Annotated in this window: 10 protein-coding genes; 5 read left to right on the top strand and 5 right to left on the bottom strand. The window is 71.9% G+C overall.

Translation table 11 applies throughout. The features are described from left to right. Both IEZ27_RS14960 and IEZ27_RS14955 read left to right on the top strand, forming a co-directional pair. On the top strand, positions 1–2,055 hold a 2,055-nt coding region (locus IEZ27_RS14960; protein WP_189647733.1), incomplete at its 5' end, for an amino acid adenylation domain-containing protein. After that, positions 2,036–3,304: an MFS transporter gene (locus IEZ27_RS14955; RefSeq protein ID WP_189647732.1), complete on the top strand. Its 1,269-nt coding sequence runs from the start codon at positions 2,036–2,038 to the stop codon at positions 3,302–3,304. The genes IEZ27_RS14960 and IEZ27_RS14955, both read left to right, overlap by 20 nt. On the opposite strand, the gene IEZ27_RS14950 is transcribed toward IEZ27_RS14955, so the two are convergent. From IEZ27_RS14950 to IEZ27_RS14930, 5 genes are all read right to left on the bottom strand, one after another. After that, positions 3,273–4,292 carry an LLM class F420-dependent oxidoreductase gene (locus tag IEZ27_RS14950; RefSeq protein WP_189647731.1) on the bottom strand — a complete coding sequence of 340 codons (1,020 nt, stop codon included), beginning with the start codon at positions 4,290–4,292 and terminating at the stop codon, positions 3,273–3,275. The two genes, IEZ27_RS14955 and IEZ27_RS14950, sit on opposite strands and share 32 nt — an antisense overlap. Next, positions 4,271–5,005, bottom strand: coding sequence for a thioesterase II family protein (locus IEZ27_RS14945; RefSeq protein WP_189647730.1), 735 nt, complete (start codon positions 5,003–5,005; stop codon positions 4,271–4,273). Before IEZ27_RS14945 ends, IEZ27_RS14950 begins: the two co-directional genes overlap by 22 nt. Next, the gene (locus IEZ27_RS14940; protein WP_189647729.1) at positions 5,002–8,955 is read right to left on the bottom strand and encodes a non-ribosomal peptide synthetase; all 3,954 of its coding nucleotides are present in this window, start codon (positions 8,953–8,955) and stop codon (positions 5,002–5,004) included. Before IEZ27_RS14940 ends, IEZ27_RS14945 begins: the two co-directional genes overlap by 4 nt. Further along, positions 8,952–9,260 carry an acyl carrier protein gene (locus IEZ27_RS14935; protein WP_189647728.1) on the bottom strand — a complete coding sequence of 103 codons (309 nt, stop codon included), beginning with the start codon at positions 9,258–9,260 and terminating at the stop codon, positions 8,952–8,954. The genes IEZ27_RS14940 and IEZ27_RS14935 overlap by 4 nt, the downstream gene beginning before the upstream one ends. 172 nt (positions 9,261–9,432) lie before the next feature. After that, positions 9,433–11,193 (bottom strand): SGNH/GDSL hydrolase family protein, encoded by a 1,761-nt coding sequence (locus IEZ27_RS14930; RefSeq protein WP_189647727.1) that lies wholly within the window; start codon positions 11,191–11,193, stop codon positions 9,433–9,435. A 155-nt stretch (positions 11,194–11,348) separates the two neighbouring features. Between IEZ27_RS14930 and IEZ27_RS14925 the strand changes: the two genes are divergently transcribed. From IEZ27_RS14925 to IEZ27_RS14915, 3 genes are all read left to right on the top strand, one after another. Further along, complete coding sequence (locus IEZ27_RS14925) at positions 11,349–11,942, top strand: TetR/AcrR family transcriptional regulator (protein WP_189647726.1); 594 nt, start codon at positions 11,349–11,351, stop codon at positions 11,940–11,942. A gap of 55 nt (positions 11,943–11,997) precedes the next feature. Further along, a complete protein-coding gene (locus tag IEZ27_RS14920) occupies positions 11,998–13,191 on the top strand; it encodes an MFS transporter (protein WP_189647725.1) in 1,194 nt (397 codons plus the stop codon). Positions 13,192–13,345: 154 nt separating this feature from the next. Next, entirely contained in the window at positions 13,346–13,804 is a 459-nt protein-coding gene (locus IEZ27_RS14915; RefSeq protein ID WP_189647724.1) for a hypothetical protein, read from the top strand. Positions 13,805–13,830: the final 26 nt, after the last annotated feature.

Raw genomic sequence — 13,830 nt, 5'->3', positions numbered from 1 at the left:
GTCGTACGGGTGCACGAGGACAACCTGGCCTACGTCATCTTCACCTCCGGCTCCACCGGACGCCCCAAGGGCGTGGGCGTCTCCCACCGAGCCATCGTCAACCGCCTGCGCTGGATGCAGGACACCTTCCACCTCACCCCGGAAGACCGCGTCCTGCACAAGACACCCACCACCTTCGACGTCTCCGTCTGGGAACTCTTCTGGCCGCTCATCACCGGCGCCACCATGGTCATCGCCCGGCCCGGCGGACACCGCGACACCGCCTACCTACGCGACCTCATCAAAACCGAGAACATCACCACCACCCACTTCGTCCCCTCGATGCTCCAAGCCTTCCTCGAAGAAGAGGACATCCAGCCACCGCAACGAATCATCTGCTCCGGCGAAGCCCTCCCACCCGGCATCGACCTCCCAGGACTCCACAACCTCTACGGCCCCACAGAAGCCGCCGTAGACGTCTCCTGGCACCCCTGCGAACCGGGCGAGCCGAACGTCCCCATCGGAAAGCCGGTGGACAACACCACCCTGCACGTCCTCGACGGGCAACTCCAGGAAGTCCCCATCGGCACCCCCGGAGAGCTCCACATCGGCGGCGTACAACTCGCCCGCGGCTACCTCGGCAAACCGGCACTCACCGCCGACCGCTTCGTCCCCGCGCCCGGCGGCCGACGCCTGTACAGGACGGGCGACCTCGCCCGCTGGCTCCCCACCGGCGAACTCGAATACCTCGGCCGCACCGACCAGCAGGTCAAGATCCGCGGCATGCGCGTCGAACCCGGCGAGATCGAGGCCGTCCTGCGCGCGCAGCCGGGGGTCCGCGACGCGGCCGTCACGGCGTACGAGCACAGCCTGGTCGGCTACGTCGTGGGCGAGGTGCCCGACCTCCACGACCTCCTGCCCGACCACCTGATCCCGCGCCGGTGGGTACGCCTGGACGCCCTCCCCCTCACCCGCAGCGGCAAGCTCGACCGGGCCGCGCTGCCTCTGCCCGAGGCGGCGGGCGGACGGCCGTACGTGCCGCCGCGCGACGAGGTGGAGGCGCGCCTGGCCACGCTCTACGAAGAGGTGCTGAAGGTGCCCGCGGCCGGGATCCTGGACGACTTCTTCGAGCTCGGCGGCCACTCGCTGAGCGCCCTGCGGCTGGCCGCCCGCATCCGCCAGGAGCTGGGACGGAACCTGCCCGTCGGCACCGTGCTGACCGCGCCGACGATCAGCGCGCTGGCCAGGGTGCTGCGGCAGCCCGAGGACCTCGCGCCGCCGAGCCACGTCGTGCCGCTCAACCCGGACGGCGACCGTACGCCGATCTTCTTCGTCCACGCGCTCGGCGGCCAGGTCTTCCGCTACCACCCGCTGGCCAGCCGCCTCGGCCCCGACCAGCCGGTGTACGCCATCGCCGCGCGCGGGCTCGTGCCCGGCGAGGAGCCGCACGCCACGCTCGACGAGATGGCCGACGCGTACGTGGCCGACCTGCTGGAGGTGCGGCCGTCGGGGCCGTACGTGCTGGGCGGGTTCTGCATCGGCGGGAACATCGCCCTGGAGGTGGCCAGGCGGCTGCGCGAGCGCGGCGAGCAGGTGCCGCTCGTCGTGCTCCTCTACGCCAACGCCGAGGAGCCCGTGGCCGGCGCGTCGCTGGAGGACGACACGGTCCTGCTGTTCCACGCGCTGGCCGGCGGGCCTGAGGAGACCCTCGGACTGGATCCGGCCGAACTCGCCGCCCAGCCGCCGGAGGAACGGCTGCTGGCGGTCATGGGCGCCGCCTCGGCCGCCGACCGGCTGGCCCCCGACACCACCGAGGTCGAGCAGGCACGCCGCTACCTGGCCGTGTTCCGGGCCAACGCGCACGCGGTCGGCGGCTACCGGCACGAGCCCTACGACGGCGACGTCGCGCTCTTCGCGCCCACCCCCGAGGACGGCGGCTGGCCCTCAGTCGCCAAGGGCCGGCTCGCCCACTACGCGATCCCCGAGGAACGCGTCCCGATCCTGTACGAACCCCTGGTCGCCGGAGCGGCCACCGAGATCAGAAGGTGGATGGATCATGGCATCCCCGACCAGTGAGCAGACGAGCCTCTGGAAGTACCCCGACTTCCTGCGGTTGTGGGCGGGCCAGAGCCTGTCGCAGTTCGGCTCGGCGATCAGCCTCTTCGCGTTCCCCGTGATCGCGGTCACCGTCCTGAACGCCTCCGAGGCGGAGATGGGCGTCGTCGGCTTCCTGCTGCGGCTCCCGATGGTGTTCTTCCTCCTGTTCGGCGTGCTGGCCGACCGGGTGCGCAAGCGGCCCATCCTGATCTGGACGGACGTGGCGCGTTTCGTGCTGCTGATGCTGATCCCCGTCGCGTGGTTCGCCGACATGCTCACGCTGGCCTGGATCTACGGCGTCATCTTCGCCCTCGGGCTGCTCAGCACGCTCTTCCAGACGGCCTACCGCAGCTACTTCCCGTTCCTGGTGCCGCGGGAGAACTTCCTGGAGGGCAACTCCAAGCTGCAGCTGACCGAGTCGGCCGCCCAGACGTTCGGGCCCGGCCTGGCCGCGGCGCTGCTGAAGGTGGTCGCCGCGCCCGCGCTGCTGGTCATCGACGCGGTGTCGTACCTGGCCTCCGCGGTGGCGGTGTCGCTGATCAAGCGGCCGGAAGCCCGCCCCGAGCCGGACGACACCACTCCCGGCCAGGTGCACAAGGCGATCTGGCAGGGCATGGGCTGGGTGATGCGGCACGAGCTGATCCGGCCGCTGGCCATCTCCTCGGCCGTGTACTCGCTGTTCATCCTGGGCTCGATGAACTCGATCTACGCCCTGTACGTGATCCGCGACCTGGGCGTGCCCGCGGCGTGGTTCGGCAGCATCCTGGCCGGCGGCGGCGTGGGCGCGATCATCGGGGCGCTGGTCGCCGTCAAGGTGATGCGCCGCTACGCGATCGGCAAGGTGCTGGTGTGGTCGATGGTGTACGGCAACCTGGCGCTCTTCCTCATCCCGCTGGCCATCGGGCCGGTCTGGGCGTCGGTGGCCATGCTGGTCGTCGCGCAGCTGGTCAGCGGCGTCAGCTCGCAGATCTTCTTCGTCACCAACACCACGCTGGTGCAGACGATCACCCCGCCGCACCTCCAGGGCCGCGTGGTGGCCTCGATCTACTCGCTGGGCCTGATCCCCGCCCCGCTGGGCGCCCTGGGCGCGGGCCTGCTGGCCGGCGCCCTGGGGACCCGTACGACGTTGTGGGTGGTCATCGCCGTCGGCGCGCTGGTGCCGATCGCGGCGATGGCCTGGTCGCCGCTGGCCAAGCTCATCGGGATGCCGGCGCCAGACTCGCAATGAGCCGCAGCTGACGGCTGCGCAGCCGCCGGGTGGGCGTGACCAGGCCGACGATCAGCGTGGTCGCGCCCGCCTCCTGGTAGGCCGCCATCCGCTCGCGCACCTTGCCCGCGGGGCCGCACATGGTCATCGCGTCCACGAGCTCGTCGGGCAACATCGCCATGGCCTCGCCCTGCCGCCCGTCCAGGAAGGCTTCCCGCATGCGGGCGGCCTCCTGCTCGAAGCCGAGCGTGGCGGCCAGGCGATTGTAGAAGTTCGTCCGGCGTGAGCCCATGCCGCCGAGGTAGAGGGCGAGCATGGGCCGCATCATGTCGTAGGCCAGCTCCTGGTCCTCCTCGACGAGGGTGAGCACCATGGGCGCGATGTCGAGGTCGGCGCCGTTCAGGTGTTTGGCCATCTCGGCCAGGTGGTCGGGCGGGAAGTGGATGGCCAGCCAGCCGTCGGCGAGCTCGCCGGCCAGCGCGACCATCTTGGGGCCCATCGCGGCCAGGTAGACCGGCAGCCGTTCCTGCACCGGCGAGACGGCCAGCGTCAGTTCCTTGCCCTCGCTGCCGGGCAGGGGCAGCGACATCGTGGCGCCGTCGTGCCGTACGGGCTCGCTCCGCAATGCCTTGCGCACCACCTGGAGGTAGTCGCGGGCGCGGGCCAGCGGCCGTTCGAAGCGTTCGCCGTGCCAGCCCTCGACCACCTGCGGGCCGGACAGGCCGACGCCCAGCCGGGCGCGGCCGCCGGAGAGCTGGTCGAGGGTGGCCGCCGTCATCGCGGCGACCACGGGTTTGCGTCCCGTCATCTGGAGCACGCCGGTGCCCAGCGCGATGCGCTCGGTCTGGCCCGCGATCCAGGCCAGCAGGCCGGCCGGGTCGGTCCCGTACGTCTCGGCCGCCCACACGGACGAATAGCCGAGGGCCTCCGCCTCCCGTACCAGCGCCAGGTGGTCGGCCGGGCCGAGGCCCGCGCCACCCCAGTAGCTCATGCTGTAACCGAGGCGCATCCCATCTCCTCAGAGATCGCGGCGGCCAGGACGTCTGGAGTGTCCTCGGCCAGCCAGTGGGTGGAGTCGAGTTCCCGCAGCGAGGGCCCGTGCTCGCTCTGCCGCCGCCAGCCCAGCAGGCCGCCTCTGGTCAGCGAGGCGTCGCGGGCGCCGTACAGGACGGAGACGGGCACCGGCAGCGGCGGCCCGGGGCGGTGGTGGTAGCCGGCCAGCAGCCCGAAGTCGGCGCGCAGCGCCGGCTCCAGCACCGGCCAGAGCGCCTCCCGGTCGGCCAGCTCCGGCGGGACGCCGCCCAGCTCGATCAGCTGCTCCCAGAACAACCACGACGGCAGCGACGGCAGGCGGCGCAGCAGCAGGGTCACGTCCGGCGCGGCGAACGAGCCGACGATCAGCCGTTCCGGCCGCCCGCCCAGCTCGACCACGCGACGGCCGACGAGGTAGGCCAGCAACGCCCCGCTGCAGTAGCCGAACAACGTGTACGGCTCGCGCCACCCGGCGAGCTCGCGCGCCAGGTCCTCGACCAGCCCGTCGAGGTCGGTCCGCGGCTCTTCGGCGAGCCTGGCCTGCCGCCCCGGCAGGTTGACCGACCACAGGCCCACCTCGGGCGGGAGGTGTCCGGCGAGCTCGCCCAGCGAGGCCGGCCCCCCACCCGCGTGCGGGAAGGCGACCAGCGCCCGTTCCCCCTCCTTGACCTGGACGAACCACGGCGTCATCGGGCCTCCCCCAGATGCTGGGCCAGTTCGGCCGGCGTCGGATGGTCGAACACGGCCCGTACCGAGACGGCACGCCCCGCCAGCTCCTCCAGCGGCCCGATCAGCCGCACGGCCAGTACGGAGTGGCCGCCGTTGAGGAAGAAGTTGTCGTGCGGGCCCAGGCCGGGTCGCTTGAGCGCGTCCCGCCACAGCGCCACCACCTGCTGGACCAGCCCGTCGCCGGCCTCCCGCGCCGGGGCGCCGTCGTCGGCGGGCACCACCAGCTCGCGATAGGCGATCTTCCCGTTGGCGGTGGTCGGGAGCCTGTCGGTGACGAGGTAGCGGGTGGGGACGGCGTAGTCGGGCAGCCGCGTCCTGGCGAAGCGCCACAACTCCTCCTCGGCGGCCTGGCCGGTGACCTCGACGAAGGCGACGAGCCGTCCGTCGGTCTGCGGGTCGCCGTCGAGGATCACCGCGGCCGTCCGCACCGCGTCGTGCTCGTGCAGTGCCGCCTCGACCTCGCCGAGCTCGATGCGGTGGCCGCGCAGCTTGATCTGCCGGTCGTCGCGGCCGAGGAGCTCCAGCGTGCCGTCGTGGCGGACGCGCGCGCGGTCGCCGGTCCGGTAGAACCTGCCGTACCGGTCGTGCTGCCCGAAGCGCTCGGCCGTCAGCTCGGGCCGGTCGAGGTAGCCCGCGCTCACTCCCGCGCCGGCGACGCACAACTCGCCCGGCACGCCCGGCGGCAGCTCACGGCCCGCGGGATCGGTGACGAAGATCTGGGTGTTGGCCAGCGGCTCCCCCGCGGGGACCGGATCGAGCGGCGGCTCGCGCAGCTCGGCGGCGGTGGACCAGATGGTGGTCTCCGTCGGGCCGTAGACGTTGAACACCCGGCAGCCCAGCTCCAGCAGGTCCCTGGCCAGGGCGGCGGGCATCGGCTCGCCGCCGCACAACACCGTGCGCCCGGCCAGCTCCCGCCGGGCTTCCGGCGCGACCAGCCGCCACGCGGTCGGCGTCGCCTGTACGACCTGGACGCCGGTGTCGGCGATCAGCTCCAGGAACCGGTCCGGCTGCAGTTGGTCCTCGTCCGAGGCCACGACCACGGTGCCTCCGGAGGCCAGCGGCAACAGCAGTTCCAGCCAGGAGATGTCGAAGGAGGTGGTGGTGGACCACAGGACGCTGGTGGGCGCGCCCAGCCGGTCGGCGAAGTCGAGCACCAGGTTCGTCAGGTTCCCGTGCGTGACCTGCACACCCTTGGGCCGCCCGGTGGAACCGGAGGTGTAGATGACATAGGCGATATTTCCGTACTCGACCGGTACGGGTTCCCCCAGCGTGCCGGGCATCGGCGTGACCGGCGTGTCGCCCGCCCACCGCGGCGTGCCCGCCCCGACGACCAGCCGCGCACCCGAGTCGGCCACCTGGTAGGCCAGGCGCGACTCCGGTTGCCGCACGTCCAGCGGCAGGAACGCCGCTCCGGCCTGCCACACGCCCAGCACCGCCGCGACCAGGTCCGCCGAGCGGCCCAGGGCCAGGGCGACGACGTCGCCGGGCCGTACCCCTCGCTCGCGCAGCAGGTCGCGGACCGCGGCCGCGCGCCCCAGCAGCTCGTCGTAGCCGACCTCGCGGCCGCCCTCGCGCACCGCCACGGCCGGGCCCGGCACGATGCGCCCGGCCAGCGTGCCCGGCCAGTCGCGGCGTGTGTCGTTGACCCGGCCGAGCAGCGCCCGGTCGGCCGGCGAGAGCACGTCCGGCACCCGGCCGCGCGCCGCCCGCCGCACCACCGCGCACATCCTGGCCGTGAACGCCGCGATCTCGTCCTCGTCGTGCACCTCGGTGCTGTGCACCATGCGGACGGTCAGCCGGCCCGGCTCCTGGATGACGTTGCACTGCATGTCCAGGCGGCTGCGGTCGATCAGGTTGTCGACGTACCCGGGCACCTCGCCCTGGACGTGCACCTTCTCGTCGCTCCAGGGCCGGTAGTTGAACATGTGCCGGAACAGCGGGACCCGCCAGTCGTCCGTGCCGTGCCCACGGCGGGTCAGCACCGCCTCCACCGAGGCGCCGGCGTGCTCGACACCGTCCGCGAACGCCTCCTCCACGCGCCTGGCGACCTGCTCGAAGTCGTCGTCCAGCTCGACGTGGACACGCAGCGGCAGCGTGCTCACGGCGTAGCCGACGCGCCGGTGCTCCTCGCCCGTCTTGGTGCTGACCGGCATGCCGATCACCAGGTCAGGACCGGCGCCGTGCCCGCGCAACGTCAGCAGGAAGGCGGTGGCCAGCACGATGTTGCCGGTGGTGCGCAGCCTGGCCCGCAGGTCGTCCAGGGCCGCCACCGTCTCGTCGTCCACCTGCCACGAGCAGGTGTGACCGGCGAACGTCGGACGGACCGGCGAGTGCCTGCTCCCCGGCAGCACCATGGCGTCGGGGTCCACGCCGTCGAGCCGGTCCAGCCAGTAGCCGATCGACTCCTCCGACGGCTCCGACGGCTCCAGCATCGGCGCGGGCCCCGCCAGCTCGGGGGGCAGCGTGCCGTGCCCGGTCTGGCTGTCGTAGAAGCGGCCCAGTTCCTCCACCAGGAGCTGCATGGAGGTGCCGTCGATGATGATGTGGTGGCCGGCCAGGCACACCACGGTCCCGGCGCCGTCGGGCAGCGTGAAGTGTCCCACCCTGATGAGCAGGTCGCGGCCCAGGTCGAAGGGCTCGTCCAGGAAGGACCGCAGGTCCGCGACCAGTGTCTCCTCCGTCGTGGCCCGCGTCTCGACCTTGAGCTGGGCGTCCTGGGGCGCCACCAGGTGCCTGACGGGCGTCCCGTCCACCACGGGGAACCGCAGGCGCAGCGCCGGATGCCGCTTGATCAGCCGGTTCACCGCGATCTGCAGCGGCAGCCTGCGCAGCGGTGTCACGAACCTGAGCGCCACCGCCAGGTTCGAGACGCCGCTGTCCGGCGCGAGCTGCTCCAGCACCCAGAACGAGTACGGCACCGCCGACAGCGGACGCGGCTCCTCCACCGGGGCGGGCAACTCCGGCTGCGGACGCGGGACGGGCACACGCTGCAGCGGATGATCAGGGTCGAGCGCGGCCCAGTCCACCCGTCCGCCGCCCGTCCAGAACCTGGCCACGGCGGCCAGCAGCCCGGCGAGGTCGCCGCCCACCGGGATCTCGGTCCCGGCCGTCTCCCGCGTGCCGAGCACGTCCTCCAGCGGACGGTCGCCCGCGAGGAGCGCCGGATCCGGGGCCTGCGCCCGGACGCCCCAGGCGGCGAGCGTGGCGGCCAGCCCGTACGCGGCGGTGAAGCCGGGTGGCGCCTCGACGCCGCGCGCTTCGAGGGCCTCCTCGCACACGTCCACGGCCTCGGTGAACACGCGTTCCACGCCGTACAGGCCGGACGCCTCGGCGGAGCCGGACAGGTGCACCGGCCCCTGCTCGTAGGTGTGCTCGCGGCCCAGTGCGAGGGCGGCCTCGGCGGCGCCGCAGCAGACCACCGCACCTCTCACGGGGTGGTGGACACGTCCCTGCTGCAGGGTGCCGGCCGCGTCGGCGTAGCGGTCCTCCGGCAGCCCGGCGAAGAAGCCGGCCAGGCTCCGCCGTACGGACTCGGCCTCCTCGCGGGTACGGCCGGACCACACCACGACCCGGGGGCGGCCGTCGCCCGGGGCGTGCACCTGCGGATAACCGTCCTCCACCTCAAGGTCGTCAGGCCAGATCACCCGGTGGACCAGGTCGCCGTCGAGCAACGCCCGGTCGAGCAGCCGCAGGACCAGGGTGCCGCGCAGCGTGCCCGGCGGCAGCTCGCCGGCGTCGGTCACGGCCAGCTCGCACTCCCCGGCCAGCAGCGCCGAGCAGGCCTTGCCCACCCCGCCGTACAGCCGGACGGCCTGCGCCCCGGGATCGTGCCCGGCCTCCTCGGCCGCGCCCACCTCCAGCGGGAAACGTCCCATCGCGATCACGGCGACGGGCTGATCGTGCGAGGTCACCGACCGTCCTCACGGATCCTGGCGCGCACGTCGCGGCGGCTGCCGCCGAGCGGACGGCGACGGGCGCCGCCGTCCTGCCTGGCGGGCGCCTCGCCCTGGGTGATCAGGTTCGCGAGCGCACGCAGGTTCGGGTGGGTGAACATGGCGGTGACCGGCAGCTTCAGGCCCAGCGTGCCGGTGATCTCCTCGTGCAGCTCGACCAGGGCGAGCGAGTCGAACCCCGCTTCGAAGAAGTTGAGGTCGGGATCGAGAGCGCGGCCTAACCTGCGCTCCACAAGAGATGCCACCGCGTCGGCCTGGGTCATCCGGCGTCCTTTGTCTCGCCTGCGATCGGACGGGATCACCGTCCACGTCCCAGCAATCTTGCCGAGTGCCATAATCCACCACAAGCCCGTATTTATTGGGATTTCGGACACGCACTGTGGTCATCACCGGGCCGGTAGCACAGCGTGGCCGTCCCCGGACCGGTGTCGATCCTCACCGCATGAGCTGGGCGGTGTTGATCTTCACCTCGAAGACGTCGCGGTACGGGCTCGACCCACCGCCCACGGGCCACAGGTAGGGCAGCGGCTGGGTCAGGTCGAAGGAGATGGTCGGGTTGGTCGGCTGGACGGTGTCGACCGGATAGATGGTCCATCGCGGGGTCGCCGGTTCCGGGGTCCCGGGGGAGGGTTGCGGGTCGGCGGGGGTGGGACGGGGGCCGGGGTTCGTGGGCTGGGACAGCGGCGGGTCGATGTTGACGTAGGTCATGGTCGAACGCGGGCCCACGTTGGGGGTGCTGGTGCCGCCTCCCCCGCCGCCGCCCGTGCCGCCGGTCGACCCGCCGCCGCTCTGGGTGGCCTTGGCGGGCAGGTAGTGGCGGTCGCTGTGGTCGGGGTCGCACGGCTCCGCCGCCCTGGCCGGTGGAGGCGCCCCGTCGGACGCCTTGAGGCGCAGCCCGAGCTCGCCTGCGATCATCAGGGCGTAGTGGCCCGCCAGCGCCTTCTGCCCCTCCTGGTTGGGGTGTCCTGACTGCTGCGTGCGGTTGAAGGAGTTTCCTTGCACCGCGGGGCTCCAGGCGACGCCACGAACGTAGGGGGTTCTGGTTCCCAGCTCGTGGCCGGCGAAGGCGTTCGCGATGTCCAGCATGTCGGTGGCCATCCCATGGTCGGCCAGGACCTGTTGCGCCTTCTTGATGGCAGCGGTCAGCCGAGGGCCGAGAGCGCGGAGATGCGCCCAGTCCGCAGGACGCACCACCCATCCCATCAGGCCTCCAGGTTGGAGACCGTCCGCGAAGGGCTGGGGATAGTTGACCATCATGATCCTGGCCTTGCCGCTGGTGGCGCCGTTCATCGCCCGCACCAATTGCACCAGCCGCGCCGAGATGGTCGACGGTTGCGTCAGCGGACGGACGAACGGCGGACGCGGTGGTTCCGAGTCCGCCCATTCCTGCTCGGAGGTGCGGGTGACGTCGAGCAGCGGCGCGATCTCCGCCTCGATGCTGTTCAGGGTGCTCGTGCTCTTGTCGAGCACGGCCCTCAGCATGGGCCCGAAGCGGGCGTCGTTGCCGCCGAAGCCGGAGATCACCAGGTCGGTGGCGGCGTCCAGCCCCTCGTTCTGCGGCAGGTTGACGCGGCCCTCGTCGTTCTGGCCCACGAAGAAGTGCTCGGTGGCCGCGCCGGAGGAGGCATTGAAACGGACGTCGAAGAAGACCTCGGGATTGGCGCGACGCAGCAGATCGATGGCCTGCAGAACCGCGGCGTTGGCCGAACGGTGACGGAAGTCCTCGTCGTAGTCGGCCTCGCTGTGACCCTCCGCCGGGATGCGGCCGCCGTTGGGCCCTGGAAGGAAGCGCATGGGTTCGGGAAGGAAGCCGCGCTTGTTGTAGTAGTTTCCCGCCCCCTCTCCCGACATGTACGAGTCGCCATTGATGACGATCTTCACGATCCGCTGCCCCGGCCGGGGGACCCCCTGGCGGAACTGGACGGGCTTGTCGTCCCCCCAGAACAGCGGTCCGCCCGGCCCGGTGGCGACCGGCGGGCAGGTGTCGGTCGGCGCGTACCGCTGAGCCAGGTACTGCAGGCCGCCGACGGCCGGGAGGTTCGCCAGCGATTCGGCGTCGTAATCGTCGAGCAGCGGGATGTCGGTGATGGGGGCGGCGCTCGCGGGGGTGGAGCCGGAGCTCGCGACCAGGGCGATGGCGAGGGCCCCCGCGGTGAGGGCACGGGGCAGGGGCCGGCGTAAGGATCTTCGCGTCATGCCGTCAACTATGAGCAACCCTCACTTGGCCTGCCTCCTTCTGGGGAACGAGGCCGCTTCTCCGCCAACTGGCCGCCCGTCCTCCTACGACAGGCCGGTGCCCACCCGGCCGTCGCATATTGCACCAATCGATGCAAAACCGGTAGCGTGCTCGTATGGCAAGGCCGAGATCGTTCGACGAAGACCGGGTCCTGGACACTGCGATGCGCACGTTCTGGGCCAACGGCTACGAGTCCACCTCGACCAGGGACCTGTGCGAGGCACTCGGCCTGGACCGCAGCAGCGTGTACAACGCCTTCACCAACAAGCGCGAGCTGTTCAAACGCGCGCTGACCCGCTACATGGACGCCACCACCGCCGACCAGCAGCGGATCCTCGACGATGACGAGCTGCCGGCGACCGAGCGGATCCGCGCGCTGTTCGCCAGGATCCTCCGGACGGAGGCGGAGAACCGGCGCGACGGCCACGGTCTCGGCTGCCTGACCGTCAACACCACGATGGAGCTCGCCGGCCGCGACCCGGAGATCGCCCTGATGCTGGCCCGCGACACCGAACGCCGGATCGCCGGCCTGACCACGGCCATCAGGAACGGCCAGCGCGCCGGCGACATCGGCTCCACCCGCGATCCCGCCGAGCTCGCCAGGTTCGTCAACGCCGTGATCGCCGGGATCCGGGTGGCCGCCCAGGGCGGCGCCGACGACGCCACCATCGAGGCCGTCGCGGCCACGGCCATGGACGCCCTGGCCTGACCTCTGCTTTTTTCATGCCCGAGTTCTACACCGATTGATGCAAAAAGGAGTCCCCTTGCCCAGAGCCGTCTACGTGCTGGCCATCGGCATCTTCGCCATGGTGACCAGCGAGTTCGCCGTCGGGGGCCTGATGCCCGAGTTGGCAGGCGGACTCGGCGTGACCATCTCCCAGGTCGGCTATCTGATCACCGCCTTCGCGGTGGCCATGGCGGCGGGCGGCCCACTGATGACCGTCGCACTGGTACGGATCCGCCCGAAACCCGCGCTCATGCTGCTGTTCGCCGTCTTCCTGGCAGGCAACGTGCTCGCCGCCGTCGCCCCCTCCTACTCGATCATGATGGTCGCGCGGCTCGTCACCGGCGTCGCCTCCCAGGCGTTCTTCGGCGTCGCCATCTCGGTGGCGGTCCAGCTGAGCCGCCCGGAGATACGCGGCCGCGCCCTCGCCGTCGTCCTGAACGGGCTGATGCTCGGCACCCTGCTCGGCCTGCCGCTGTCCACGCTGATCGGCGGGCAGTTCGGCTGGCGCGCCGCCTTCTGGGCCGTCGGCGCCCTGACCGTCGTCGCCGCGCTCGCCACGATGGCGGGCGTCCCCAGGCTCGGGCGCACCGACGGCGGCGACGGCGACTTCAGGCAGGAGCTCGCGGTCTTCAGGAACGGCCGGCTCTGGCTGGCGCTGGCGACCAGCACGCTCATCATCGGCGCGACCTTCGCCGCCTTCAGCTATCTCAGCCCGATCCTCACCCAGGTCACCGGGTTCACGTCGAAGGCCGTCCCCCTCCTGCTCGTCGCGTACGGCGCGGCCACCGTGGTCGGGAACTTCGTCGTCGGGCGCCTGGCCGACCGGCACACCATCGGCGTCCTGCTGTCCGGGCTGGTCCTCAACACGGTCTTCCTGGCCGGGTTCGCGCTGTTCGCCCATCTCAGCGTCCCGGCGGTGCTCGCCATGCTGGGCGTCGGGCTGGTCGGAGTGACCATGAACCCGGCGATGGCCGTACGGGTCCAGCGCGCGGGCAACCCGGGGCCGCTGGTCAACACCGTCCACGCCTCCTTCATCACCCTCGGGGTGATCATCGGCTCCTCGGTCGGCGGGCTGGTCATCGACCGGTTCGGGCTACGGGCTCCGCTCTGGCTGGGCGTCGGGCTGGCCGTACTGGGGACGGTGTCCCTCCTGCCCGAGCTGGCGCGTACCAGGGCCAGGTCGTCGGCGCAGAGCCCCGCCCAGGAGCACGCCGAAGCCGCCACTCCCTGACCTGGCGCCCGCGACAGGTGGGGCGGTCCACTGAGTGGACCGAACGTTGCCCGTCCACCGCGCCCGCCAACAGCATGGACGCGACGTAAGTGATCGCTCACATACGGCGACGTCCCGCGAGGCGGGCGGGCCGTTCCACGGAAGGACGAGCAGCATGAACGACAGATCGGCGAAGGCCCTGTCCCGGGCCCTGATCGCGGCGGCGGTGGCGGGGGCGGCGGTGCTGGCGCCCGCCGCGGCCGGCGCGAGCGTCGTCCGGGCCGCGGCCGACCCGACGTGCGGGAGCCGGGTCTCCAGCCTGGTCTTCCCCGGCCTTTCGGCCCGGGCCTGCATCTGGGGGACCGGCGCCTCCTGGAAGCAGGCCCAGACGGAGGTCTTCAACGGGACGGGCTTCGCGGTGCGGGTCGAGACCCTGACCGCCGCGCTCGACCCGCTGCCCGGGAACGCCCGGTGCACCGCCATCGACCTCCAGAACGGGCAGACGGCGTTCTGCGCCACCCAGGTCGTGCCCGACAACAACCCCTTCCAGTTCGACCGCGCCATCGGCTCCACCGAGATCAGCGTGCCGGGCCGGCGGGAGCAGTTCGCCTTCTCCTCCCCCTTCGTCGGCTGACCGGGAAGAGCCGGACCGGCTCTTCC

The sequence above is a fragment of the Nonomuraea spiralis genome (assembly GCF_014648435.1).
GTDB classification, from domain to species: Bacteria; Actinomycetota; Actinomycetes; order Streptosporangiales; family Streptosporangiaceae; genus Nonomuraea; species Nonomuraea spiralis.
Note: the sequence above shows the minus strand (reverse complement) of the source record. Positions and strands in the feature narration are given on the sequence as shown.

Bases quoted from the DNA above. Each gene is read 5' to 3' on its own strand.
- IEZ27_RS14945 (WP_189647730.1), bottom strand. From the start codon at position 5,005: ATGACGCCGTGGTTCGTCCAGGTCAAGGAGGGGGAACGGGCGCTGGTC.
- IEZ27_RS14930 (WP_189647727.1), bottom strand. From the start codon at position 11,193: ATGACGCGAAGATCCTTACGCCGGCCCCTGCCCCGTGCCCTCACCGCG.
- IEZ27_RS14950 (WP_189647731.1), bottom strand. From the start codon at position 4,292: ATGCGCCTCGGTTACAGCATGAGCTACTGGGGTGGCGCGGGCCTCGGC.
- IEZ27_RS14915 (WP_189647724.1), top strand. From the start codon at position 13,346: ATGAACGACAGATCGGCGAAGGCCCTGTCCCGGGCCCTGATCGCGGCG.
- IEZ27_RS14935 (WP_189647728.1), bottom strand. From the start codon at position 9,260: ATGACCCAGGCCGACGCGGTGGCATCTCTTGTGGAGCGCAGGTTAGGC.
- IEZ27_RS14955 (WP_189647732.1), top strand. From the start codon at position 2,036: ATGGCATCCCCGACCAGTGAGCAGACGAGCCTCTGGAAGTACCCCGAC.
- IEZ27_RS14925 (WP_189647726.1), top strand. From the start codon at position 11,349: ATGGCAAGGCCGAGATCGTTCGACGAAGACCGGGTCCTGGACACTGCG.